At 56.5% G+C, this 24,051-nt stretch carries 18 protein-coding genes and 1 pseudogene; 4 read left to right on the top strand and 15 right to left on the bottom strand.

Translation table 11 applies throughout. The annotated features are described in order from the left end of the window. Position 1: 1 nt before the first annotated feature. Complete coding sequence (locus BBB56_RS21715) at positions 2–445, bottom strand: rhodanese-like domain-containing protein (protein ID WP_123802999.1); 444 nt, start codon at positions 443–445, stop codon at positions 2–4. 87 nt (positions 446–532) lie between these two features. Between BBB56_RS21715 and pdxR the strand changes: the two genes are divergently transcribed. Together pdxR and BBB56_RS21705 are read left to right on the top strand one after the other, a co-directional pair. Continuing rightward, positions 533–1,954, top strand: coding sequence for a MocR-like pyridoxine biosynthesis transcription factor PdxR (pdxR, locus tag BBB56_RS21710; protein ID WP_123802998.1), 1,422 nt, complete (start codon positions 533–535; stop codon positions 1,952–1,954). 178 nt (positions 1,955–2,132) lie between these two features. Further along, positions 2,133–2,708 carry a hypothetical protein gene (locus BBB56_RS21705; protein ID WP_123802997.1) on the top strand — a complete coding sequence of 192 codons (576 nt, stop codon included), beginning with the start codon at positions 2,133–2,135 and terminating at the stop codon, positions 2,706–2,708. Positions 2,709–2,758: 50 nt separating this feature from the next. Here the strand turns inward: BBB56_RS21705 and BBB56_RS21700 are convergent, their stop codons facing one another. The 7 genes and pseudogenes from BBB56_RS21700 to BBB56_RS21665 form a co-directional block, all read right to left on the bottom strand. Next, positions 2,759–3,304, bottom strand: a complete 546-nt coding sequence (locus BBB56_RS21700) for a hypothetical protein (RefSeq protein WP_123802996.1) — start codon at positions 3,302–3,304, stop codon at positions 2,759–2,761. A gap of 276 nt (positions 3,305–3,580) precedes the next feature. Further along, positions 3,581–4,171 carry a hypothetical protein gene (locus BBB56_RS21695; protein WP_123802995.1) on the bottom strand — a complete coding sequence of 197 codons (591 nt, stop codon included), beginning with the start codon at positions 4,169–4,171 and terminating at the stop codon, positions 3,581–3,583. 24 nt (positions 4,172–4,195) lie between these two features. Further along, positions 4,196–4,426, bottom strand: a complete 231-nt coding sequence (locus BBB56_RS21690) for a hypothetical protein (RefSeq protein WP_123802994.1) — start codon at positions 4,424–4,426, stop codon at positions 4,196–4,198. Continuing rightward, positions 4,423–5,104, bottom strand: a pseudogene (locus tag BBB56_RS24015) (hypothetical protein); the annotation flags it as partial. The gene BBB56_RS21690 and the pseudogene BBB56_RS24015, both read right to left, overlap by 4 nt. 270 nt (positions 5,105–5,374) lie before the next feature. Next, complete coding sequence (locus tag BBB56_RS21675; RefSeq protein WP_233593087.1) at positions 5,375–6,076, bottom strand: adhesin; 702 nt, start codon at positions 6,074–6,076, stop codon at positions 5,375–5,377. 20 nt (positions 6,077–6,096) lie between these two features. After that, entirely contained in the window at positions 6,097–6,315 is a 219-nt protein-coding gene (locus BBB56_RS21670) for a hypothetical protein (RefSeq protein ID WP_123802992.1), read from the bottom strand. 148 nt (positions 6,316–6,463) lie between these two features. Next, a complete protein-coding gene (locus BBB56_RS21665) occupies positions 6,464–6,802 on the bottom strand; it encodes a hypothetical protein (protein ID WP_123802991.1) in 339 nt (112 codons plus the stop codon). 57 nt (positions 6,803–6,859) lie between these two features. On the opposite strand from BBB56_RS21665, the gene BBB56_RS21660 reads away from it, so the two are divergent. Then, entirely contained in the window at positions 6,860–7,054 is a 195-nt protein-coding gene (locus tag BBB56_RS21660) for a SymE family type I addiction module toxin (protein ID WP_199756288.1), read from the top strand. A gap of 44 nt (positions 7,055–7,098) precedes the next feature. Here BBB56_RS21660 and imm45 read toward each other — a convergent pair whose 3' ends face one another. The 4 genes from imm45 to fabB form a co-directional block, all read right to left on the bottom strand. Then, positions 7,099–7,419, bottom strand: coding sequence for an Imm45 family immunity protein (gene imm45 / locus BBB56_RS21655; RefSeq protein ID WP_123802989.1), 321 nt, complete (start codon positions 7,417–7,419; stop codon positions 7,099–7,101). Next, positions 7,419–16,871, bottom strand: a complete 9,453-nt coding sequence (locus BBB56_RS21650; RefSeq protein ID WP_158673956.1) for a hemagglutinin repeat-containing protein — start codon at positions 16,869–16,871, stop codon at positions 7,419–7,421. Before BBB56_RS21650 ends, imm45 begins: the two co-directional genes overlap by 1 nt. 69 nt (positions 16,872–16,940) lie before the next feature. After that, positions 16,941–18,653, bottom strand: coding sequence for a ShlB/FhaC/HecB family hemolysin secretion/activation protein (locus BBB56_RS21645; RefSeq protein WP_199756287.1), 1,713 nt, complete (start codon positions 18,651–18,653; stop codon positions 16,941–16,943). A gap of 269 nt (positions 18,654–18,922) precedes the next feature. Beyond that, entirely contained in the window at positions 18,923–20,143 is a 1,221-nt protein-coding gene (gene fabB / locus BBB56_RS21640; RefSeq protein WP_123802988.1) for a beta-ketoacyl-ACP synthase I, read from the bottom strand. 155 nt (positions 20,144–20,298) lie between these two features. Between fabB and mnmC the strand changes: the two genes are divergently transcribed. Then, positions 20,299–22,311: a bifunctional tRNA (5-methylaminomethyl-2-thiouridine)(34)-methyltransferase MnmC2/FAD-dependent 5-carboxymethylaminomethyl-2-thiouridine(34) oxidoreductase MnmC1 gene (gene mnmC, locus BBB56_RS21635; RefSeq protein ID WP_123802987.1), complete on the top strand. Its 2,013-nt coding sequence runs from the start codon at positions 20,299–20,301 to the stop codon at positions 22,309–22,311. 31 nt (positions 22,312–22,342) lie between these two features. Here the strand turns inward: mnmC and BBB56_RS21630 are convergent, their stop codons facing one another. Genes BBB56_RS21630 through BBB56_RS21620 form a run of 3 tightly spaced genes read right to left on the bottom strand, consistent with a single transcriptional unit; the run spans position 22,343 to position 24,050 of the window. Beyond that, positions 22,343–22,624: a YfcL family protein gene (locus tag BBB56_RS21630; protein ID WP_033750596.1), complete on the bottom strand. Its 282-nt coding sequence runs from the start codon at positions 22,622–22,624 to the stop codon at positions 22,343–22,345. Positions 22,625–22,655: 31 nt separating this feature from the next. Further along, positions 22,656–23,201 (bottom strand): elongation factor P hydroxylase, encoded by a 546-nt coding sequence (locus BBB56_RS21625; protein ID WP_123802986.1) that lies wholly within the window; start codon positions 23,199–23,201, stop codon positions 22,656–22,658. Positions 23,202–23,252: 51 nt separating this feature from the next. Next, complete coding sequence (locus BBB56_RS21620) at positions 23,253–24,050, bottom strand: sulfite exporter TauE/SafE family protein (protein ID WP_123802985.1); 798 nt, start codon at positions 24,048–24,050, stop codon at positions 23,253–23,255. Between the last annotated feature and the right edge of the window lies 1 nt (position 24,051).

Here is a 24,051-nt window from a genome sequence, read left to right as displayed (position 1 = left end):
ACTAGCAGCCGCACTGCGCGCCGGACGCGGACTCAGGCCATTCGCCCGGCGCATCGCCCCATGCCATTGGATGGCCATCCCGCTGCCAGAAATCCAGCCCGCCGATTAACTCTTTGACCCGAAAACCCAGCGCCGCCAGTTTGTATGCCGCTTTCGTCGAGCCGTTGCAGCCGATACCGTCGCAGTAGGTGACATAGACTTTGCTGCGGTCCAGCCGCGCCGTGCTCTCCGCGTTCATCGTGCGATGAGGAAAATTTATCGCGCCGCAGAGATGCCCGGCACGATAATGCTCCGGTGAACGCGCGTCTATCACCACAATCTCCCCAATCTGATGCGCGAGATCCTCCGCCACATCCCAGGCATCGGCATAGTACGCCAGTTTGTTTTGCAGATAGTCGAGACTCTGCTGAGGTGACGGCGGCGGAAACTGTAAGACCTGTGACATAGTGATTCTCCTGTTGTGGTGTCCGGCCAGTTTACGGCAAAGTGGACTGCGCGATCAGACCCATATCAATAGTGAGATAAGACCATTATGAGCACGCCGCTGCTGACCCTTTTTAGCCATCATGCCCAGGGCGGCTTGCGGGAACGCCTGTGCGCCACGCTGCGCCAGGCAATAGCTGGCGGTCACCTCACGTTTGGGCAAAAAGTCCCCTCGACGCGCCAGCTGGCGGGCGATCTCGGCCTGTCTCGCGTGACGGTTGAGGCGGCCTACGCGCAGCTGGAAAGCGAAGGCTATTTACAGCGGGAAACCGGACGCGGCACCTTTGTCGCTATCGTGATGCCGGCGCAGACGGCGCGCGCCGCGACCGTGGATCGGCCGCGCTTTTCCGCACGCGGCGACACGGTGATCGCCACGGGTGGCTGTCAGGATCCCCCTTTTCCGCACGCGTTCGCCGCAGGTTCGCCGGAACTGCGCGCCTTCCCGCATCAGCTGTGGCGACGGCTCTACGCCAGCGTGCAGCGCAGCTACGGCAGTCAGCTCATGGGCTACGGCGATCCGCTCGGCTATCTGCCGCTGCGCGGCGCGATAGCGGACTACCTGGCGCTGTCGCGCGGTATGCGCTGCCGTCCGGAGCAGGTCATTATCCTGACCAGCTCGCAGCAGGCGTTGCAGCTACTGGCAATGATGTTTCTCGATCCTGGCGATGAGGTATGGCTGGAGACCCCCGGCTATCCTGGCGCGCGCAATGCCTTTCTCGCGGCGGGGGCGCGCTGCCGCGGCGTCCCGCTGGACGACGAGGGCGCCATAGTGCAGCGCGGCGCGGCCAGGTTGCTTTATCTGACGCCCTCGCACCACTATCCCACCGGCGTGGCGATGAGTCTGGCGCGCCGCCTGGCGTGGCTGGCGTGGGCGCAGCGCCACGGCAGCTGGATTATTGAAGATGACTATGACAGCGAGTTTCACTACGACGAGCGCCCCACGCCTGCCATGCAGGGGCTGGATCGCTATGGTCGGGTTATTACGCTGGGCACCTTTTCCAAGTCGCTTTTCCCCTCGCTGCGTCTGGCCTGGATGGTGGTGCCGCCCGCGCTGATAGCGCCGCTCGGTCAGGCGCGCAGCCTGATGGACGGACACAGCGCGCTGCTGCCGCAGGCGGTGACCGCGGCGTTTTTGCAGCAGGGTCACTTTGCCAGCCATTTACGGCTGATGCGCCAGCTCTATCGCAGCCGACGTGATTTATTGCTGGCGCAGCTGCACCCCCTGTCGCCCTGGCTGACGCCGATCGCCACGCCCGGCGGTTTACAGTTAACGGTGACGCTAAGGGAAGGTGAAAACGAGGCGGCGCTGAGCGCGCAGGCTGAGAGAGACGGACTGGCGCTGCCGCGCCTTAGCCCGCTGGCGACAGAGGCGCCTGGGCAGGCGGGCTGGATACTGGGCTTTGCCGCGCTGTCGCCCGGCGAGATCGCTACGGGCTGCGCGAAAATGGCGAGTTTATTCAGAGATAACTAAGCGGACTGCGTCAATCTGAGGCGCTATTTTCTGGCGGTGCTGAATATGTTGCTAAATCAGACAGGGCAATATTAAAACCTGTGGCGCGTATATTTATTCTCCGCCCTCTCTTTATCCCGCCTCAGCGTCTTCTCCCGATAAGTGACATGCTGTATTATCGCGCTTTAATTCAATGGAGATGAATATCTTGAAACCCTGTTTTATTCCGGCAATTTTACTTAGCGCTGCGACATTATGCTCCTGCACCACCTTTGATAAGTATGCCAACGCACGTTTTTATGAAATTTATCAAACTGACGGACTTTCCGCCTGCAATTACAAACCCAAATTTACCGATTGCGCTGAAAAAATGGATTTCGACATTAAGATATCCGATGACAACAATAAAATCGCGCTATCAAAGTACATCAACCATAACGACGAGGTGAGCTATGTCGGTTTCACCCGCGATAACTATATTGAACAAACGAAACCGATACGTGATTTTTTAGACTGGGCAAAGAGTCACTCCACCCAGAACCAACATATCGTGATGAAACGCCCGGCAGGGAATATTGCTGGCTATTTGTTTGAAAACAGACAGGTTGATTACGTGTTTGATTTTGTGCACACGCGAGCAGAGGTGCCGATGCTGGTTATCAATGTCGCGCAAAGCACGCGCTATTACGGCTTCACCGTGCAGGAAGCGACAGCGCTGCTGGAAACCCTTGATGCCTGGTACGGCAAGCGCTTTACCGGCCAGCAGTTGACCTGACGCCGCTTGCCTGCGAACCTCGCTGCTGACAGCGAGGTTCGCCTGCTACATCAAAAGTGTTGTAAACGGAAAGAGCCGTCGTCGCAATTCTCCAGCTTTAAATCTTCTACCGGTTTGCGATCGTAGTAGCCTTTGTCCGTTTTATAGACCTCAACTACAGACAGGCTGCGCGGCGAATACTGACTGGTAAAAAGGCCGGTCACGTAATAGTACGAGCCAACTTTAGGGCGGAATGAGACGGTTTGATAGGCGCCATTTGGCTGAATCATGCGGATAGCGATATTATCTTTCGCACTTATCCAAAATTCACGACGCAGTTCAGGGGTCTCAGGGATTTCAGGGAAGCCCATAAGCTTATTATTTAATTTCGTCTGGAAACCAATTGCATTGTTTGTATAGCCGTTATCTTCTGCATCCAGGTTGATACAGCTTTTGGTTTCAGGATAAACGCGAATATAATCCAGATTGCGGTTATCAAAGGTGATGCCAACGCGATCGCCGGTTGTGACATCCTGAAGTTTATGACTATAGGTCGCGACCGAACAACCTGTTAAGTTTACAGCCAACCCCACGGCAAACAGCCATTTTTTAAACACATCAACTCCTTTAATTAATTAAAAATCAATATAAGTCAGGCCAGGCAGGCCTTTGAAATAATAAGGAAGAGATTTATAAATGAAAATTAGCAACAATTCAACAACAAAGGGATTTTACAAATAAAGCGCATGTAAACCGCCGACTTCACAGAAGACAGCGTTGGCTGCGTCCCAGAGAGGCGCTTTGAATTGGGATTCAGACAGCCCTGGCCCCGGATACGGCTCATTCATCACCAGCTGCGCTATCAGTTCGCCGCCTTCAGCGGGTTCTGCTCTTTACTCCCTGTCAAATATCGGACTAATGCTTCTGTCATTCGTGTGCGCCACCTCCCGGCTCAGCACATCTATGGCATGCTGGGTCAGCGCATCCTTCACTTGCTGCTGATTTTGTGCATCAACGCTGGTGATATTCAGCAGGTTTAGGATCTGCCCGTAGGCACCGCCCTTAGGTTCAACGGGCTTAACAATAACTTTTGCCGTCGAGCTTCCGGAAGGAAGGAGCTTCGCTGGTATCGAAGCGCCTGATAATACCCCTGCAACATTCTCTAGCGCCTTTTGATTGCCATTAGCCGCCTTAATAGCCGTAGATTTGATCCCTTCCCACGCATCGCCATTTATGATGCCGTCCAGCACTTTCGCCGCTGCCGCATCTTTTTTAGCGATATCACTTTTCGCCTGGCTACAGTAACTGCCCTCGGTGGCACAGGTAGCCAGCGCCGCTATCAAATCAAACGCCGTATCGCCGGTTTCACTAACCAAACCATTGACAAGCTGTGAAGCAGTGTTTTCTCCCAGCTTCTCCCTGATTTGCTCTTTCCACCATTCCTTGCTTTCTTTAACCGACTCGATGGCCTTATCACCGGCCATCGAGTTATTCTCAACAACAAATCCTTAAAATCCTTTTATACCAAGCAAGCGAAACAAGACTATGCCAAAACCTAGAATTCCCCCTCCCCCACATCCTATCCTTAAACCTCTTAAAACCTCGGACCATCTAAAATCAACTTCCTCATACGCTAAGTATTTAATGATAAGCAATATGAAATAAGACAATTCAGCAATTGTAATTCCTGAAAGCATGGAAACAACCATGAGGAAAAGACTGCAAATAAATAATTTCATTCATGCTCTCTTTTCTTAAGTTTATCATTAATGACTTTTTGTAGTTCAGCCCCCGTCATTTCTGATGTAATAGAAGCCCCCCATATTACCCACAGCGCCAGGGATCTTACTCGGTACCAATTCTTTAGATAGACCTGGCTGCCCTTTGACCTCAGTATATTTTAGTAGAGTAGGATCGAATTTAGGATTCCAGCCACCGGTTATCCATTTACCAACTGTAGTTGCAGCAGGCTTCACCACATAATTGCCAACCCCATATCCAAACCCGGCCCCGGCTCCATTTGTTATTGCCCCTGTAAGGGGATCATCTCCGTTTATGGCGTTGGTTAATGCTCCACCTGCCGCATTCCAGGCTATTGTCCCTTTCCAGCCCAGCCCCATGGTTATCACATTTATCCAGCCTGCTGCCACTGAGTTGACCGGGTTTATTTCACCTCCATCTGCATACTGCATCCCGGCATTTGTCCCGGCACCGAGTAACCATATAGCCTGAGCACCACCCGGTAACAGCGCAACGCTACCTGTCGCTAATGCGGCTGCATAAGCTTTATTTTCAGCCTGCCCCCGCTTACAGGCTTCACCGGAAGGATTATCACGACAGGAGAGAACATCAGCACCATGCTCCCTTGCCTTTTCCGCCTGGAGCCATTCACTGCCACCTGGCAGATTATTCTCAACAACAACCCCGGCAGCAAAGACTGAGATTGTTGTTAATTTCAGTCAGGGGCCGAGGGTGGCTTTTTACGTACGGTAAACTTATCTATCAGATTAAATACTATTGTGGCCAGAGTAATCGCAGAGCCAGCTATACACCCAAAAACAAAAATCCTTTCCACATGGTAGACAGGAAAAAAAAAGCACCCTTTTGCTAAATAGATAAAAAATGCCCCCCCACCAATAAGTAGGAAACCGAGTGCAATACAAAAGACACATGAATATATAAGCAACTTAATATAGGCAATCACTCTCCCACCCCTTATTTTTCTCGGAATATGGCTGTGTGCCATTTACTGCATCTTTTATATATTCACCTAAAACTTCACTACCAAAGGAACCTGTCGCGTCAAATATAAAGCCAGGTATTTCTTTACCAGTTAATGAATTTACAATGCCTGGTGCATATTCCCCAAACATTCCACCGGCCCATGTTCCAGCAGTAGCCCCACCAATAGATCCTGTATCAGGTTCATCGGTGAAAAATGCGCTGCCAGCCGCTATTCCGACGTTTTGTCCGATAGTCCTTCCCGGAGCAAGCATACCCGCAATGCCTGCACTGGCGCTGCTTTTCCAGTCCCAGCTTTTGTTTTCATTACCCGGCTGACTCAGGTCAAACCATTGGTTGCTCCCGTTGGCAATTTCTGCAATGACTCCACCACCAATCACCTTACCAGCTGAGGCTGCTGGTCCCAGATACCATGCTGCTCCAATCATCACGCCATCCTGATAACCTTCTACAATAGCTTTAGTGATATTGACACCTTCCGGTAATTCACCTGTTACAAGTTTATCAGAAGCATACTTAATTTCCTCTGGTGTTGCCGGATTCAGTACTTTGCCATTTTCATCAGTAAGATTGGTATTATTTACCACCGAACCCTGAGCCTGGACATTCTTCTGGAAGCCAGTGCCAAACCCTTCCAGTCCAGACATTTCATTATTCTCAACAAAAACTACTTACGATAACGCCTTCGTATTTGCAGATAAAATATTAGCCAAGTGCCAGCTCCTCCCCACAACCCGACAATAGCACCAATAATCCCATATTCTACATACACATCTAAAGGGATTGATTCTCGAGTGATAAGCCAAATGCTAATTACTATTCCTATAGAAAATGTAACTGCCATAAAAAACATTATTTTCATAAGCTCTAATATAGGATGTTTCATTTATCACCTTCAATTGCTTTTTTTTGAGTCACACTGCTTGCACCTTCGGATATTAATGAACCACCAAATCCACCAAGTGTCCCAGGTAATGGACTCATTTCACCGCCTTTCAGTAAATATCCATGACCATATGACGATTCAGAATATTTTAGGCATTTTTACTAGCGTCCGTTCCCAGCTGGTTTTTGATGTATTGCGATTCAAAATTATTAGTAATTGTTCCGCCTACACCATAGCCTAATGCAGTACCAGCCATACTTCCTGGCACGGCTACTTTACTATCCTGACCAGTTATCTGACTTGTCATGTAGGCGCGACCCGCCCCCAGTAATTGACTTGTATAATAGGATTTTCCGGCAGTTGCCACTCCAGTTGGGCCAGACGCCAAGAATCCAATGTAATCAAATTTATCACCAGTATTACCAGAGATTATCTGTACGGCCCCATTTGCCCCGAAGCTTAAGGAAGCTCTAATCAATTTTTTCACTGTTTGTGGCCGTTTACCCCGCGCGACACGCACCATAAGTCAGAGACATACACACCCATAACCGCCGCCAGCGGATCGCGGGCGCATTATTACAAAGCGGGATACCGGCCTAACAGAGGCCAGCCGAATCTGCTGCCACAGCTCACGATCAAAGGCCGCTGGCTGGAAGCGCTGGGCTTTACGACCGGACAGAAGATCGAGGTGATCAGCGGGCCGGGACAGCTGATCATCCGGCTGGCGACTGAAGGGTAACTGACTGATAAAAGTAAAGTCCCAGCCGGTTGGCTGGGATTTCTTTACTCAATGGGCGTTGCTACATATTCAGCGAGGATATGAACATCTTCAATATTGCATTCAGGATAAATCCATTTAGCCCAATTATTGATAACCCATCGGGTACTTAATCCATGACTTTCATCTGAAATACTTTCAATAGGCAACTTGACTAAAAGCAGCCCTGCTTTATATCCAGATGAAACAATTAAACCATATGGTCGTTCATCGTCTTGAGTTTCAAACAACATAAAATCAACCCATTTTTCATATGGCCAAGTCGCAGGTAATCTAAAAACTGCCCCTCTCGATATAACAGTTTCTTTGTAATCAATGAGCTTCATTACTTCACCTTCAAGTTATGACCGCCAGATGGATCAGCAGGTTTTCTCACTTGCATAGAGAAATCAACTTCACCGAGATGCTTACCTTTCGGACTGACGACTTCAAATCGCCCATGCTGCGTATCAAGCGCATAAAGATTGCCATCCTGCCCACGATACACATCACGGCCACCATTCTTTTTAGTCAGTTGATTATCTTTAACCATGCCGTGCTCTGCGGCCACCTTCGGAGCTGTTTGTTTTATGATGGCTATACGTTCTCCGGGAGGCAGGTTAGCAAGGCTTTTCTCAAAGACCCCTACGGCTTGCCCCGTTGCAATCTTAATCGTCGGATCAACAGCCTTCAGGGTACCTGGCACTTTCTTGCCCGGTAATATAATTCCGGCCAGCATCCCACCCGTGGCTTCCAGCGCCACCTGATTCCCTTCGGATGCCTGTTTGATGGTATCAGCAACCGCAGACCAGGTATCGCTACTCATCAGCGCCTTAACGCTGTCTGCCACCGCCTGATTCTTCCCGGCAAGGTCTTTCAGAGCCGTATCACAGTAACCGTCTCTGGCAGCACATGACGCCAGTGCCATTGCCGCATCAGCAGCGTAATCAGCTCCGCCTAACGCCGCATCGCCGGTATCAGCAAGGCCATTAATTATTGCGTTCGCAATAGCAGAAGTAGTGCCTTCACCCAGCTTTTCTCTGACCTGATTCTTCAGGAATTCTGCGGCCTGCTTCGCCGTTGCCCGCGCCTGGTCACCGGACAGCGAGTTATTCTCAACCGCATTCCGCCCCGCCTGCGCCCCGGCCACCGCGTCTGCTGCGCCGTCGCCCGCTACCGCACCCGCCAGTCCCGCTGCCAGCGTCCCCAGCGCGCTGACAGTCTGCCTTTGCGTCTCTGACAGGTCTCCCGCCGCCTTACCCGGATACAGCTCCTTCATCACCAGCTGCGCCATCAGCTCGCCGCTTACCGCGCCCGCGGCACCCGCCAGCGCAGCGTTGCCCGACGTGTACGACGCTACCGCCCCGACGACCGCATGGGCCATCGCCTTCGCTTCCGGATTGTCTGCCGTATAAATATGTATCTGTTCGGCCAGATACGGCGCGGCCGCGCCGCTCACTGCCTGAGCGATATTGCCGCCCGCCAGCCCCTGCACCGCCGCCGTGGCCGCCTGAACCGCCCGCTGAACGGCGCTGCCCGTACCAAACGGCTTCAGCGCCGTGTCGTACGCCAGCTTTTCTACGTCCCTGTCCGTAAATGCCTTTCCTTCTCTTTCCAGCTGCGCTCTGGCGTCGGCCAGTTTATTCGGGTCGCGCTTCGCCTTTTCTCCTGCGATTTCCCCTTCCGACCGCGCGATGTCCGCCGCCTGCATCCCCGCTTCCGCTATCAGCTGCGCCGCCTTCAGCCGGTTCTGCTCTTTCTCCCGGTCAAATATCGGGCTAATGCTGCCGTCGTTAGCGTGCACCACGTCCCGGCTCAGCGCCGCTACGTCCTGCTGCTGATTGTCCGGATCACGGATAACTATCGTTCCCTCGCTCACCGCCGCGCGCGTGGTGCCTGATGCCTCTCCGCCGCTATTTACGCCCGACAGCACCCCGCCCGCCATGCCCGCCAGCAGGTTCGCTCCCACCGGTCCACCAGTGCTGAACGAGCCGCCGCTATGCTTCGCAGTGTACTCAGCCTGATTGTGAATTTCATTCCAGCCCAGCGTCCCTGTCTCAAGCCGGTTTTTATCCGCCATGGCCGTCGAGCCGATAACCCCGCCGTCCAGCTGCGTGTGCCCTTCCACCCGGATATTATACCCGCCCGCGCCCGCAAACAGCCCGCTCTGCTCTTTGACCGAATCAAAGTTGCTGTGCAGTGCGTCCTTTGTCACGCTGATGTTTGCCGATCCCGAACCAGCTCCGATGGGGATACTAATCCCGCCGCTGACGCTGCTCTGCTTAGCATCATATCGCTCGCTGTCCTGAAGACTCTGCACCGTCAGGTTACGGCCTACGTCGGCAGTGACCGTTTCCCCGCTCACCTGCGCGCCTGACAGCACGGAATCTCGCCCGCTGTGCAGTCTCACCTCCCCGCCGCTGTCCAGTGTGGTCTCGTTCCAGAAGGTGCCATTGCCCGACTCGCTGCCCCGGCTCGCGTTGCCGCTGGCGAACACGCTGAAGCCGCTGTTTTGTCCCACGCCGAGGCTGACGCCTACGCTACCGCCGTGGCTGCTGTTGCTGCCCTCTGTTTGCTGCGTGTCGGCCGCGGCAGACAGACGCAGGTCGCGCGCGGCGTCAAGCGTGGCATCGCCTGCCGCTTTCAGCTGGCTGCCGGTAATATCAATATCGCCGCTGCTGGCACCGCCCTGACGGCCGGTTGCCGTAATGTTCAGATGATGACCGGCGGTCAGGGTCGAGCCGGATGACACCGACTGTTCCTGCCGTTGCGTTGAGGCAGAACTCTGCGCCCCGATGGAGATGCTCACGCCAAAGGTGCTGCCGCTCTCCTGACCGGACGCATCCGCTTTTCTCTGTGCCTGCAATGCCTGCGCACCGGAAAGCCCCGCTTTAATATTTTGTAGCGCACTGAGGCGGCTGTCGCTCTCTTTTCTCGCCTGCTGCGCCGTGCCGACGGCCGTGTTCAGCGCACTGCCTGCCGTACCCGACAGCGCCACACTGACGCCGCTCTGTTTTGATTCAAAGGTTTCAGTGCGGGTGCGCTGATCAAAGCCTGGGTCGATCTTCACGCTGTCCCCTGTGAGGCTCAGATCCCTGCCCGCGATCAGGTCAGCGCCTCCGATGTGCAGCTGATTTCCTGCCGTAAAAGAGACGCTGCCCTGGCTGCTGCCAATCGTGCTGACGCTCTGGCTCTGGGTCGTGTCCTTTTCGTCAACCTCATGTCTTTCCGACCGCGTGCCGATGGTAAAGCCGATACCGCCGCTGCTCAGCAGGCCGCTTTTTTTCTTTTCCTCCAGCAGGTAGTGAGACTCAGTTTCTGTCGCGGCGCGAATATCCACGTTATTGCCCGCCTGGAGACGGACATCCTGGTCGGCGGCGACGGCCGAGCCGTTCACGGTCAGATCGTGACCAGCGAGAACCGTCACGCTTTCACCACTGAGCAGCGATCCTTTTTCTCGCGTGCTGCGGTCGTCGGTCAGAGTGTGGCTGCTGCTGCTGCTCAGACCACCCTTCTTACTGGCATGCGACTCACTGAATTGCATCTCACTTTCTGTTGCGCTGGCCAGCAGGACATCATTTTTTGCCTGTAGCGCAACGGCGCCCTGTTCGCTGTGCAGCGTACTCCCGGTGAGCGTAATATCGCCTTCACGGGCAATCGCCGTAACGCCCTGCCTGCTGCTGAAGGTGCTACCGGTGCTGGATTCACGCGTCGCCAGGCTTTCACGACTGCTTTTCGTTGAGCCTTCGCGCTTCTGCTCGCTGTCTTGATCAGACACAAACTGACGCGCATCGCCAATGTGAATGTCGTTTGCGCTTATGCCAACAGCGCCCTGCTGGCTGTCAACCTGCGCGCCTTTAGCCTCCAGCTGCTGACCTGCCACCAGGCGCACGCCTCTGTCGCCGCTCAGCGTGCTGAGCAGCAATCGATCTTCTTCCCGGCTGTTGCTGACCGACGAGGTGCTGCTGTCGGCCTCAAGATGCGTGCGGTTGGTGGTCGTCTCAGCCATCAGACGAATATCGCCGCCCGCCTGAAGCTGAGCCGTGCCGCCTGCGCTGGCCTGGCTGCCGCGCAGGGTAATATCCTGTCCGGCAGTCAGGGAAAGGTTAACGCCCGCTTTCAGTTCGCTGCCTGACGCCTGCTGCCACTCGCCGCTGATGTGCGCCATGCGCGAACCCGCTTCTTCCATACCGCTGTTGGTACGGTTGCCCATCGCGCCGGAGATGACCTCCAGATCGGCGCTGCGACTGCTTGTCGCAGCCAGAATATCAAGACTGTTGCGCGCACTCAGGTTCAGATCGCCCGTAGCGTCGAGCTTCGCCCCAACCAGTCGAATATCCGTTCCGCCAAGAGTAATATCAGCGGCGTTCATGGTCGCCTGACGTAGCGCATCCTGAAGGTTGGTACTCATTGCCAGCGTGTCGGCCTGCACGCTTATGCTGTCAGCGCTGATATCGCCGCCCTGGTGCAGGAAAGACCCGGCATCCACGGAAAGGGCTTTGTCGGCAAAAAGATTTCCCGCATTCGTCACGCTTTCCGCTGAAAGTTGCAGATTGCCGCCACCGATTACCGCCCCGTCGCCAGTCAGGCGCAGCGTGGTCGGGGCCAGATAAACTTTCGGCAGCCAGACTGTCTGTGAGCCGCTGGCAGTGTCCACGGTTTCGCTCACCAGCCAGACAATATCCTGTTGCAGAGCCGCGATCTGTTCAGGCGTCAGCGCCACGCCAGGCTCCAGATGAAAATCCTGTGCAACCTTGCTGCCGTTATTCATAAGCTGCTGGTACTGCTCCATTGCATCCCATCCTTTAACGGAGGGCTTGCCGGTAAGCGCCAGTACCTGTTCACGCACCAGGCGCTGCTCATAGAAACCGTCCCCCAGGCGTTTATGAGCCTGAGATGGGTCATAACCGACACGACTGAGCAGATAATCGCTGCTGATAAATTTATCGCGGCTGGTGAAACGTTCATCGGTGACCACCAGGAAAGGACTACCCGGCGCTATCTGCTGGCGGAACAGGCTATTATCCGGAATCGATGTCGCCACTTTGTCCAGATGCTGTAACGCTGTCAGCGCCAGCTCGGCGGGCAACAACGGATGTCTGAGGGGAGAGATCGTACCGCCTGCGCCGAATTGCATGTCACCCGTCTGATAAGCCGCCTCCTCTGCCGTAAAGGCCAGCGGATTACGCTCATATTCTGCCCTTTCAGCATCCACGGCTTGCAGGGCTGCTTCAAGCTGGCTGATTTGCGCCTGACTATCCGTGGTGTTGGTAATGCTGGCGCCGTTAATCGCAACATTGCCGTTGCCAGTGATGACGCCGTCTATAGTGGTCAGCGCCGTGGTCTCATCGAGGTTGAACGTGGGGTACCAGTGTTGCGTATCTTTATCATAGTGATCGACAATCACTTCCTGACGTCGTTCATTAACGGAGTAGCCGCGATTCTCAACCTGCCCGCCGCCGCTCTGCGTAAGATTGCCGTTCGCCGTGATGACGCTGGCGTCGTTCAACAGTTGTCTGGAAGTATGCAGCGTCATATTGCCGCCCGCCAGAATACGGGCGCCGACGCCTTCACTCACCAGCCGATCGCGGGCAAGCGTGCCGGTCACAGTACGTTCACGAAAATTGCTGTAGTCGGTAACGAATGGCGCATTGTCGATATCGATATGCTTATCAGGATCCCACTGTTCAAGACGGCCAATATTATGCTCACGCCATACCGTATTTTGGTAAGGTGTTGGGACGTTACGCTGTCGAAAGCCACGAGTCTCATAAAACGTCATAGCATAGCTGCCATCCTCGCTGGGCTTCAGAGCCAGGTAATTAATCCACAGATCGATCATCTGACCCTGAATGTTTTTAACGCGGACTTTGGCGCGCTTACCAGGCTCGTCGATGGCAAGTAGCGTGCCATAGGGGTTAGCTTGCGCCGCGATGTCATCCTGGAAGGTTAGCTGCTGGGTAGTTGACGCCATACTGCTCTTATCTGTATTTACTGCTGAACCATATGAACGCCAGTAGTAGTTATAACGATGCCATTTGTAATCGCTCTGCTCAGCTTCGCGCTCGATAACCAGCCCGGTACGAAGGTTCTCCAGACGCGCGGCTTCTATCGTGACATCCCCATCGGCCTCAATAGAACTGGCCCGGTTTTCAATCAGGTCGTCACTGTGCAAATTCAGGCGATCGCCGCTGTAGAGCAGCGCGCCGTCACGGTTGAGCAACTGTTCCCCAGCCCGTAGCGTCAGGCTGTCGGTAGCGGCAATAACGGCTGCTGCACCGTGGTTATCAATAACGCGACCCTGGACAGTAATGTGATCGCCCATCAGCGCAGCCGCATTGTCCAGAGTATCAACATTCAGCGTCAGCTTGTCCGCTTCAAGCCGTCCGCTGTTTCGCATAAGAGCGGTTGTCAGCGCGACGGTTTTGCCCGCCAGCGTAGCCGGGTTAATAATGCTGGCAGCCGTGAGATTCAGGTTGCCCGGCAGCAGCCAGTCAGCCAGGTTGCTAAAGACGCCGCTGACAGAGAACGCGACTGTGCCGTTGCTGCCAATAGTTTCACCCGCGCTGCGGCTATAGTCCTGCTGCGCACTCAGCGTCAGTGACCGCAGCCCAAGCAGCGTACCGTTCTGGTTATCCAGGGTGCGGGTGCGCAATGTCAGCGCATCACCACTTCTAATCTGGCCCTGCTGGTTGAGCAAAGAGAGCAGTGAATCCGTTGCTGACCATTCAGCAGCAATATTGAGCGCGCCGTTTGCGAGAATCTGCCCCTGACGGTTATCGAGTTGCACCACACCCGAAATCGTCATAGCGCTGGCGCTTTGCATCCGCCCGCCTCTGTTATCTATGTTGCGCGCGGTGACTGAGGTGTTATCAGTGCCCAGTATCAGGCCGCCGTCTCGATTGGTGAGGTAGTCACTCTGCATATCCAGCGTTGTCTGGCTGCTGATCTTTCCCTGTTCACTGTTGTCGAGCGACGCTGTTTTGAGCGTCAGTATCCCACCGCTGTGTACTTTTCCCTGATGATTATGCAGGCTTGCCGCACGCACCCGCGTGTTGCCCTTACCGACAAGCGTGCCTCCGCTGTTATCCCAGTCGCCTGCCAGATCGAGCGAGATGGTCTGCTGGCTCAGCACCAGCCCGGACTGGCGATTGTTGAGCTGTCCTCCGCGTAGTGATAAATCGCTGCCGCTTTGCAGCGATCCGCCATCATTATCCAGTAAATCTGTTGCCGCCCAGTTGACCACCAGCCTGTTCTGCGCGGTGATTTTTCCCGTGCGGTTAATGATGTCGCCTGCGCTGTCGAGCGTCAGGTTGCCAGCGGACTGTAACCGACCGCCGGTGTTATTAAATTCGCGCGCAGAGGCGCTCACCTCACTGCCGCCCTGCGCGGTTCCCTCGTGATTATCCCAGTCGCCCTCGCTGCGCGCGTTCAGGATGCTGCCCGCTTCCAGCAGGCCGCCAGCATTGTTCAGCGACTGCTGCGCAGTAAGGCTCAACGCCTGCCGGGCAATGACTTTCCCCTGCGCATTATTCATCCTGCATGTGGTTAGCGTTAACCACTCACCGCTGATTTCACCGCTGCGGTTATCAAGCCGCTCTGATGCCGTGAGCCTGAGTTGCTGACCGCTAAGTATCTTGCCAGCCTGGTTACTGACGCCTTTTGCCGTAAGCGTGGCCTGTCCGCTTCCCTGAAGCGTGCCGCCGTCGTTGAGGAGTTCGCCTTCGGTATTCACGTTCAGATTTTCACCGGCAATCAGAATGCCCTGCGTGTTGTCGATGTCCTGACGCGCCTTCAGCGTCAGCGCTTTTGCGGAAGATAATGTTCCCTTATTATTATTCAGTCGCTGCGCGCTCAGCTGGATCCTGTCGCCGGTAAGCGTACCGGATTGATTATTCAGCATACCGTCTGCGCTGATGCGCAGAGCCTGACCAGCCAGCAGATTACCCGATGCGTTGTCGAGGTCGCCGCCGGTTATGAAAGCAAGAGACGAACGGCTTTGTATCGTGCCGCCCTGATTGTTGAAACGACTGGCTTCAAGCGACAGATCGCCGTTGCTGCCCAGCTCGCCATGACGGTTATCCAGCAGCCCGCTCACTCGCCAGTTTTGCGCCGCGCCATCGAGTGCCACCAGCCGACCGCGTTGGTTATTCAGCGCCCCTGATGTCAGCGTCAGCGTCTGAGCCTCCACAGTGCCGTCGCTGTTATCCAGCAGGCCGGACAGCGCGAAGCGACTCACCTCACCGCCCGTCTGCGTCCAGACGGCTTGCTGATTGAATAGCTGACTCGCGGAGACATCCCATCGGGCGCTCCTGACCTGCGCCTGTCGCGCATCAACGTCGCCAGCGGCATTAATCAGCAGCTCGCGGCTATCTACTACTGCCTGACGCAGCACCACGTTCCCCTGACGCGCGTTCAGCGTTATGCGGCCGGCGCCAGGCGGCGCGCCGCTGACATCCACCTGCGCGCTGCCTGGCTGAACCTGTTTTTTACTCAGCAGCGCGCCGCTCGCCTGAATATCCCCCTGACTCTCCAGTAGCAGATCGGCATCGCGTACAAGCTGGCCGGTAACATCGCTGCCCGCCAGTAAATTCCCACGGCTTTCAATGCCGCTGGCGGCAGTCAGCTGAACATTGCCGGCTGCCGCCAGCGTGCCGGAGTGGGTAATCTTACCGTTACGGCTCTTAACGCTGAGCATACCGCCGCTGTAGAGTTTGCCCTGATGGTCAATATCATCTCTGGCGGTTAACTGGATATCGCCGCCTGCCTCGGTCATGCTCTCCTGCGCGCCTGGCTGCCAGCTGAGTTTGCCTTCGCTGGTGACAATCAGCGTTTTTGCCGCTTGCAGATGCCCGCCCTGGTTACGTACCCCGATGCCCGCTTCAGTCCCCACCATGCGGATATGGCCGCTGTACATGCCGCCCATCTGCCCCATATCTATCGCCACTTCAGGCCTGGCGCTGCCGTCACTCGCCAGAGACGTCGCCGTCACGCCATCGGCGCTTACCCGGTTGCGACCAGCAACTACCGATACCTGTTCTTTCGCCCAGACGCCCGCGTTAATCTCAACCGCACGCGCCAGAACATCGACATATTCAGTATCGTGGCGCGCATCGCCATTGAGACCGCCGCCTTCGACACGAACGACACCACGCTCAACCTGGTAGCCTGCCAGGCTGCCATCTGCATTGAGCTGTGGTTTGCCGGTCGTCAGCGTCATGCGGCCTGCATTGATGGTGCCGCAGCCGTTACAGACAATCCCTGCCGGATTAGCCACAATCACCTGCGCCCGTCCGCCTGCCACCTCCATAAAGCCACGCAGCTGGCTGGGGTTGTTACTGTTGACTTCGTTGAGAATAATCTTCGCCGGTGCGGCGTCAGGACGCAGGTTAGGGTTACCCTGAATCATCCCCGCCATCTGCGTGGAGGTCATCCTCGCTGAGTTGTTGAGGATGGCGCCTTTCTGATCAACATCGAACTGCTGATACTGGTTATGCGACACACCGGCCTGATTCGGGGCGACAATATTGACCTGGGGTAAACCATTCTGCGTCGCTATCACCTCTGGTCTCTGGCCTGGCGCGGCGCGTCCATCAGCCACAATGCCTGCTGTTGCGGGTCCAGCAAACATCGCCAGACCGAGTAGCCAGACCGTTCGGCGCAGCGTCACCCAAAGACGCGGCGCGCCGGTGCCGCGACGTTGCCCCGGTTCGGTACTGCAACTGCGCGCCAGCTCAGACACGACGCGCAGTTCTCCATGAGTACGGCTGAAGATCAGGCGATAGCAATGTTTGTTCATTTATTACATCCGTGTAAAAAATTCATCCGTTAACCCCACGACAGCAGTGGGCCGCCGCGCGGTTTAAGATTAGATTTCCAGACTGAGGCTAAAGCCCGCCGTGGCACCTGAGGTGTGAAACCCTTCTGGCTTAGAGAGCGGGACGCCAGCAAAAAGGTCATAGCTCAAGTGGCCCCACAGCGCGCCGCGCACGCCCAGCGCGCTCCCCGCCAGATGGCGGCCCGGCAGATAGCGTGTTCCCGGACCATTTACCTGGCCGTAATCCGCAGCCAGATAAAGTTCTTGCCCGCGCGACAGCACATTCCAGGCAATTTCATTGCGCCAGAGCAGCCCTTTTTCGCCAGACAGCATCTGCTCACCGTCAAAACCGCGCACCGTGTAGCGTCCCGCAATCGCCATGCGATCCTGCGGCGTCAGCGCCTGCTTGCTCCACTGACCGCGTAGCGCGGAATAGATTCGCCACGGCTGTTCTGCCAGGGTGAAGGGCTGATTTACACTCACATCACCGAGCAGCATACCGGCTCTCGCGCTGCCGCTATGGGTGTCCTCTTCCGGCGCGCGTAAGGCATTAAACGCGCCAGTGCCGCGCCGCCAGTTGACAGCGGCATCCAGCGTGGCCTGACTAAAATAGCTACGCTGGCTTAGTCCCAGCTCCCAGCCCGCCGTACGGCGCTTTTGCTGGCTTATATCGATACCATTGACTGAATTAGTAGAGTGCTGACGATAGACACGCGCATTAAGCGTGGTTTTGTGCGACTGGTCGCGGTAGAGCAAGCGGGAAAGCGTTAGCTGAAAACTGTCGCTTTTGCCGTTATAACGCAGGACTTCGTTAGCGTTGGGGATGTTCTGATGATAGGTATAGTCGTTGTAACCTGCGGAAACTGCCCAGTAACCCCAGGGAAAAAAGTAGTTAAGCACGTGCGAACGGTTGCCGTAGGGACCGCGATCGAACAGGCTTTTACCCATGTTCACATAAAAGAGATCGTTCTGTGCCAGCGGGGCATCAACCGCCAGCGTAGCAGAGCTAAGATAGCGCCCTGTGCTGGTGGAGCCGCTGTCGTCCAGCCCCAGGTTCAGCCTTACCGGGCGTTTTTCCTGCCAGCTGACCTGTAAATCACTGGTGGCGTCGTGCTCGCCGGGAACAATGCTGATATCGGCGCTGGCGCTGGGAACGCGTTTCAGGTTTTCCAGCCCCTGTTCAATATCACGCAGGTTGAGAATATCCCCCGAAGAAACAGGAATGGCGTTCCACAGACGTCCGCGCCAGGAGACCGGCTCTTTAAAGCGAATGGCGCTGATGCGTCCGGGCTGTAAGGTAAGCGTGAGGACGCCTTGAGTCAGATCCTGCTCCTGCGCCATGACGCGCGTGGTGACGAAGCCTCGCGCCAGGATAACGTTTTGCACTTTGTTAATCGCGAGCCTGATCCCCTTGCCGCCCAGGCAGCGGCCTTGCGCATCTGCCGAGGCATCAAGCGCCCACTGAAATCGCTCGGCTGATTCGCCCACCAGAGACAAGTGATTGATAATAAAGCAAAGCTGCTCATCGGCTGGATAACGAGGTTCTGTCTGGTCTGGACGCGGAAGACGCACATCGGCCTGCGGAGCACGTTGCGCTTGCAGAGCACGTTCACGCGCCTGCTGGCGTAGCTGTTCATTCGCATCCAGAGAAACGGCGTCGACAGCCGCCGCGCCAGATAAGACGGCGGCCAGGGCCGGGCATGCACAGGTTATCAGCAGCGCCAGCATCAGGCAGGGAGAGCCAGATAAAAAAGTCCTTTCCATGGAGGGTGTCTGTCCGTGAATTGCAATATTTTGTAAAATTTTGCGTATTATTCCTTCACGAAAGAATAATGCAAGAACGCCATGCGTTTGCGTTAAACACGAATAGCTCCATCCTGGAATTCATGTAACATCATGAATATTAACAATAATATATCATGCATTTTGCAAACAGAATGACCATCGCTAAAACGGGGAGAAGAGAGCGGGGAAACGAAGGCAGGAAATAAAAAAGGCCGGATTAACCGGCCCTTAAAGAGATCTGACGTAGATTACGCCTGAAACTTACGCATCGTCAGCGTGGCGTTGGTGCCGCCGAAGCCGAAGCTGTTAGACATCACGGTAGTCAGCGCTTTTTCCGTCGGCTTAGTGACGATATTCATGCCTTCCGCCGCCGGGTCCAGCGATTCGATGTTGATGCTCGGCGCGATAAAGCCGTGCTCCAGCATCAGCAGGGTGTAGATGGCTTCCTGAACGCCCGCCGCGCCCAGCGAGTGGCCGGTCATCGCTTTGGTGGCGGAGATAGCCGGGGTGTTGTCGCCGAAGACTTCGCGGATCGCGCCCAGCTCTTTCACGTCGCCTACCGGCGTGGAGGTGCCGTGGCTGTTGAGGTAGTCGATAGGGGTATCAACGCCATTCATCGCCATTTTCATGCAGCGCACCGCGCCTTCGCCCGATGGCGCCACCATATCCGCGCCGTCAGAGGTCGCGCCGTAGCCAACGATCTCGGCATAGATGTGCGCGCCGCGCGCCAGCGCGTGCTCCAGCTCTTCGACCACGACCATGCCGCCGCCGCCAGCGATAACAAAGCCGTCGCGCTCGCTGTCATAGGTACGGGACGCTTTTTCCGGCGACTCGTTATATTTGGTAGAGAGCGCGCCCATGGCGTCGAACTCGCAGGCCATTTCCCAGCACAGCTCTTCGCCGCCGCCGGCGAAAACGATGTCCTGTTTGCCCAGCTGAATCTGCTCGACCGCGTTGCCGATGCAGTGCGCAGAGGTCGCGCAGGCAGAGCTGATCGAGTAGTTGACGCCGTGGATTTTAAACGGCGTGGCGAGGCAGGCGGAAACGCCAGACGCCATCGCTTTGGTCACCACATAGGGACCTACCGCTTTCAGGCCGCGCGGGCTGCGCATGGCGTCAGCGCCGAACACCTGGAAGCGCGGCGAACCGCCGCCGGAACCGGCAATCAGGCCCACGCGCGGGTTGCTCTGATACTGCTCGTCAGTCAGACCGGAATCTTTAATGGCTTCTTCCATCGAGAGGTAAGCATAGATAGACGCATCACTCATGAAACGCACAATTTTGCGATCGATAAGGCCGGTAGTATCCAGTTTGACGTTACCCCAGACGTGACTACGCATGCCGGAATCTTTCATCTCCTGAGAGAAAGTAATACCGGAACGGCCTTCACGCAGAGAAGCCAGCACTTCCTGCTGGTTATTACCAATGCTGGAAACGATCCCCAGGCCAGTAATCACTGCACGTTTCATTCAGTTGTCCTCATTCCACTTCTTTTGGATTGACGTGCACTCTAGCTTACACTTGTACGCCGAACAAGTCCGATCAGCCATTTCCTTTTGTAAATTTGCGTCATGTGACCCTGGTCGCTAAAATCGCGCCACTGCCTGAAAAACGAGCCTTTACCGTGAAATCAACGCCAGTTAAACACGCCCAGCTAAGCTGGAATGAACAGGGTACACCTGTTTCCCGATCCTTTGATGACGTCTATTATTCCAGCGACAACGGTCTGGAAGAGACGCGCTACGTGTTTCTGGGCGGTAACGATCTACCGGCGCGTTTCACGCAGCATCCGCGCGATCTGTTTATTGTGGCGGAAAGCGGCTTTGGAACAGGCCTCAACTTCCTGACGCTGTGGCAGGCGTTTGACGCCTTCCAGCGCGCACAGCCTGACGCCACGCTGCAACGGCTGCACTTTATTAGCGTGGAAAAATTTCCTCTGACTCAGGCCGATCTCATCGCGGCGCACCAGCGCTGGCCAGAGCTTCATCCCTGGGCGGAACAGCCGCAACAGCAGTGGCCCGTCGCCCTGCCCGGCTGTCAGCGTCTGCTGTTTGACGGCGGCCGCGTCACGCTCGATCTCTGGCTGGGCGATATTAATACGCTGATTGACACCTTTGATGACAGCCTGCATCGCCAGGTAGACGCCTGGTTTCTTGACGGCTTTGCCCCGGCTAAAAATCCCGATATGTGGACGCCGTCGCTGTTCCGCGCGATAGCCCAGCTGGCGCGGCCGGGGGCGACTTTCGCTACTTTCACCGCCGCTGGCTTTGTGCGACGCGGTTTGCAGGAGGCGGGGTTTGAAGTCACGCGCCGCAAAGGTTTCGGCCACAAGCGCGAAATGCTGTGCGGCGCCCTCGCCCACGCGCCGGATTTACCCACCACGCGTCCCTGGTATGCGCGTCCGGCAGCGCGGGATGCGGAGGTAGCGATTGTCGGCGGCGGCGTAGCCAGCGCGACCCTGGCGCTCGCTCTGCTGCGGCGCGGCTGGCGCGTTACGCTCTATTGCGCCGATGAGGCCGCCGCGCTGGGCGCATCAGGCAACCGCCAGGGCGCGCTCTATCCGCTGCTCAATCAGCACGATCCGGCGCTGGCAACCTTCTTTCCCGCAGCCTTTTGCTTTGCGCGTCGCCTGTATGACGCGCTGCCGGTCAGCTATGAACATCACTGGAGCGGCGTGTTGCAGCTCGGCTGGGATGAAAAAAGCGCCGACAAAATCGCGCAAATGCTGGCGATGGCGCTGCCAGAAGCCGTTGCGCGCGGCGTCGATTGCGCGGAGGCGGAGGCGCTGGCTCAGGTTAAACTCGGCATGGACGGCATTTTCTATCCGCTCGGCGGCTGGCTGTCGCCTGCGGAGCTGACCGCCGGTCTGCTGGCGCTCGGTGAAACCCAGGGATTGCGCATTCACTGGCTGCATCGTCTGACGCAGCTTACTGAGGATGATCAGAGCTGGACGCTACGCTTCGCCGACGGCAAAACCGCGCGGCATCGAAACCTGGTGCTCGCCACCGGTCATCAGCTCAGCGCGCTGCCGCAGAGCGACAGACTGCCCACCTATGCGGTATCCGGTCAGGTAAGTCATGTGCCCAGCACCCCTGGCCTGAATGCCTTACACACCGTGCTCTGCTATGACGGCTATCTGACCCCGGTCAGTCCGCAGTTCGGCACTCACTGCATCGGAGCCAGTTATCATCGCGGCGACACCGCGACCGCCTACCGCGAGGACGATCAGCAGCAGAACCGGGCGCGTCTGCTTCACTGTCTGCCCGACAGCGGCTGGCCGGAAAAGGTGGACGTCAGCGCGGGCGAAGCGCGCATTGGCGTGCGCTGCGCCACGCGCGATCACCTGCCTATGGCCGGAGGCCTGCCTGACTATGCGGCGACGCTGGCCCAGTACGCGCATCTTCCCGACCAGCGCGCGCGCGGCGAAACCATCGCTGACGCGCCGCACTATGCCGGATTGTTCGTCCTGGGCGCGCTGGGTTCGCGTGGCCTGTGCAGCGCTCCGCTCGCCGCCGAGGTGCTGGCAGCGCAGATGAGCGGCGAACCGCAGCCGCTGGATGGCGCAACGCTGGCCGCGCTCAGCCCAAACCGCTACTGGGTGAGAAAGCTGCTGAAGGGAAAAAAGGCGGAGAAATAGCACGCGGGCGGCATCACGCCGCCCGGCTGGCTCAGGCGGTCTGACGCGCCTGGAGGAACAGGTTGTCCCACATGCCGACCACCAGCACCTGATCGCGCGGCGACAGCTCGCCGGCGGCAATGGCGTTTTGCAGGCTGTTGGCGACCTGAATCTGTAATGCTTCTGGCGTATGCTCGCCCGACTGTTCAATTTCAGCAACCGCGAGCGTCAGGTGACCGCGCAGATAGCCGCTGGCGAACAGCTCGTCATCGCTGGCGTGATCGACCATATCGTCAATCAGGGCCAGAATACGCGCTTCAAATTCTGCGATCATCTCTCTTCCTCTTTAATAGTGTCTGCACTCATCACAGATCGTCTGGCCAGGGAAACTGTGCTGACGTCAGTGCAGGCGTGCCGTAAAAGTCCGCCAGAGCGGTAATAAAACGCGCGGGCCGCGCAGGAATGCCCTTGTCCAGATAGGCCATAACCTGAGCATGCACCTTGCGCTGAAACGCGATGCGATCCGGTTCACAATCTCCGTCGAGATTGTCACAGCTAACATTAAACGGGAAGCCCGCCGCGACGCAGAACATCCACTCCAGCGCCTGCGGCTTGATTTCCACTGATTCAAACTGGCCTTGCGTTTCGGCATCACGCCCGTCCGGGCAGTACCAGTAACCAAAATCGACCAGCTTGCGTCGCGCCTCGCCGGCGATACACCAGTGAGAAATCTCGTGCAGCGCGCTGGCGTAAAAGCCGTGCGCAAACACGACGCGATGCCACGGCGAGCTTTCATCTGCCGGAAGATAGATGGGTTCGTCATCGCCTTTAATTAGACGGGTCTGAAACTCGTCGCGAAAGCAGCTATCGAAAATGGTAATCAGTTGTTCGTAATGGTGCGTCGTGTTCATGGTGTCATCGTAAAAAACGGCGTCATGATGGCAGCGCCGTGAATGAATGTATTACAGCGTGGCGATCCACGCCAGCAGCGCGCTGCCGTGAGCGTCCCACAACAGCTTCGCGCTCATAACGGCGGAAACGATCACGACCATTGGACGGATCAATTTTTGTCCGCGGCTCAGAACCAGTCGCGCCCCAAGCCGCGCGCCGCAGAACGCGCCAAGCAGCATAATAAAGCCGGTTCCCCAGATAACTTTGCCGCCGAACATAAAAAACAGCAGGCTGGCGAAATTAGAGGTGAAATTCAGAATTTTTGCATGGGCGGTGGCTTTGGCGAGGTTAAAACCGCACAGCGTGACGAAGGCGAGCGCGTAGAACGACCCGGCCCCCGGCCCGAAAAAGCCGTCGTAAAACCCCACGCAGCCGCCGCCGACCAGCGCATAAGGCAGGCCGTAGAGGCGGCGCGCGCGGTCCTCTTCGCCGAGGCGCGGCATCAGCAAGAACCACAGACCGATGGCGATCAGCAGCAGCGGCAGCACCTGGCGCAGCGCGTCGGCGTTAAGGTGCTGGATCAGGAGAGTGCCCAGAACCGCGCCGATAAAGGTCATGGCGATATTCAGCCGCTGCTCGCTGAGCTTTACCGCGCCGCGTCGAACAAAGTAGAGACTGGCGGAGAAAGAGCCGCCCATTGACTGAAGCTTATTGGTCGCCAGCGCCTGCGCAGGCGAAAAACCGGCCGCCAGCAGCGCGGGGACGGTGAGCAGCCCGCCGCCGCCGGCGATAGAGTCAATAAAGGCTGCCAGCACGGCGACCAGAAACAGCACCCCGACAACCATCGGGCTGACGACAAACCACTCCATG

This window comes from Candidatus Pantoea deserta (genome assembly GCF_003813865.1).
Lineage (GTDB): Bacteria > Pseudomonadota > Gammaproteobacteria > Enterobacterales > Enterobacteriaceae > Pantoea > Pantoea deserta.
Note: the sequence above shows the minus strand (reverse complement) of the source record. Positions and strands in the feature narration are given on the sequence as shown.

Bases quoted from the DNA above. Each gene is read 5' to 3' on its own strand.
- BBB56_RS21715 (WP_123802999.1), bottom strand. From the start codon at position 445: ATGTCACAGGTCTTACAGTTTCCGCCGCCGTCACCTCAGCAGAGTCTC.
- pdxR (WP_123802998.1), top strand. From the start codon at position 533: ATGAGCACGCCGCTGCTGACCCTTTTTAGCCATCATGCCCAGGGCGGC.
- BBB56_RS21705 (WP_123802997.1), top strand. From the start codon at position 2,133: ATGAATATCTTGAAACCCTGTTTTATTCCGGCAATTTTACTTAGCGCT.
- BBB56_RS21695 (WP_123802995.1), bottom strand. From the start codon at position 4,171: ATGGCCGGTGATAAGGCCATCGAGTCGGTTAAAGAAAGCAAGGAATGG.
- BBB56_RS21690 (WP_123802994.1), bottom strand. From the start codon at position 4,426: ATGAAATTATTTATTTGCAGTCTTTTCCTCATGGTTGTTTCCATGCTT.
- BBB56_RS21675 (WP_233593087.1), bottom strand. From the start codon at position 6,076: ATGTCTGGACTGGAAGGGTTTGGCACTGGCTTCCAGAAGAATGTCCAG.
- BBB56_RS21670 (WP_123802992.1), bottom strand. From the start codon at position 6,315: ATGAAACATCCTATATTAGAGCTTATGAAAATAATGTTTTTTATGGCA.
- imm45 (WP_123802989.1), bottom strand. From the start codon at position 7,419: ATGAAGCTCATTGATTACAAAGAAACTGTTATATCGAGAGGGGCAGTT.
- BBB56_RS21650 (WP_158673956.1), bottom strand. From the start codon at position 16,871: ATGAACAAACATTGCTATCGCCTGATCTTCAGCCGTACTCATGGAGAA.
- BBB56_RS21645 (WP_199756287.1), bottom strand. From the start codon at position 18,653: ATGGAAAGGACTTTTTTATCTGGCTCTCCCTGCCTGATGCTGGCGCTG.
- fabB (WP_123802988.1), bottom strand. From the start codon at position 20,143: ATGAAACGTGCAGTGATTACTGGCCTGGGGATCGTTTCCAGCATTGGT.
- BBB56_RS21630 (WP_033750596.1), bottom strand. From the start codon at position 22,624: ATGATCGCAGAATTTGAAGCGCGTATTCTGGCCCTGATTGACGATATG.
- BBB56_RS21625 (WP_123802986.1), bottom strand. From the start codon at position 23,201: ATGAACACGACGCACCATTACGAACAACTGATTACCATTTTCGATAGC.
- BBB56_RS21620 (WP_123802985.1), bottom strand. From the start codon at position 24,050: ATGGAGTGGTTTGTCGTCAGCCCGATGGTTGTCGGGGTGCTGTTTCTG.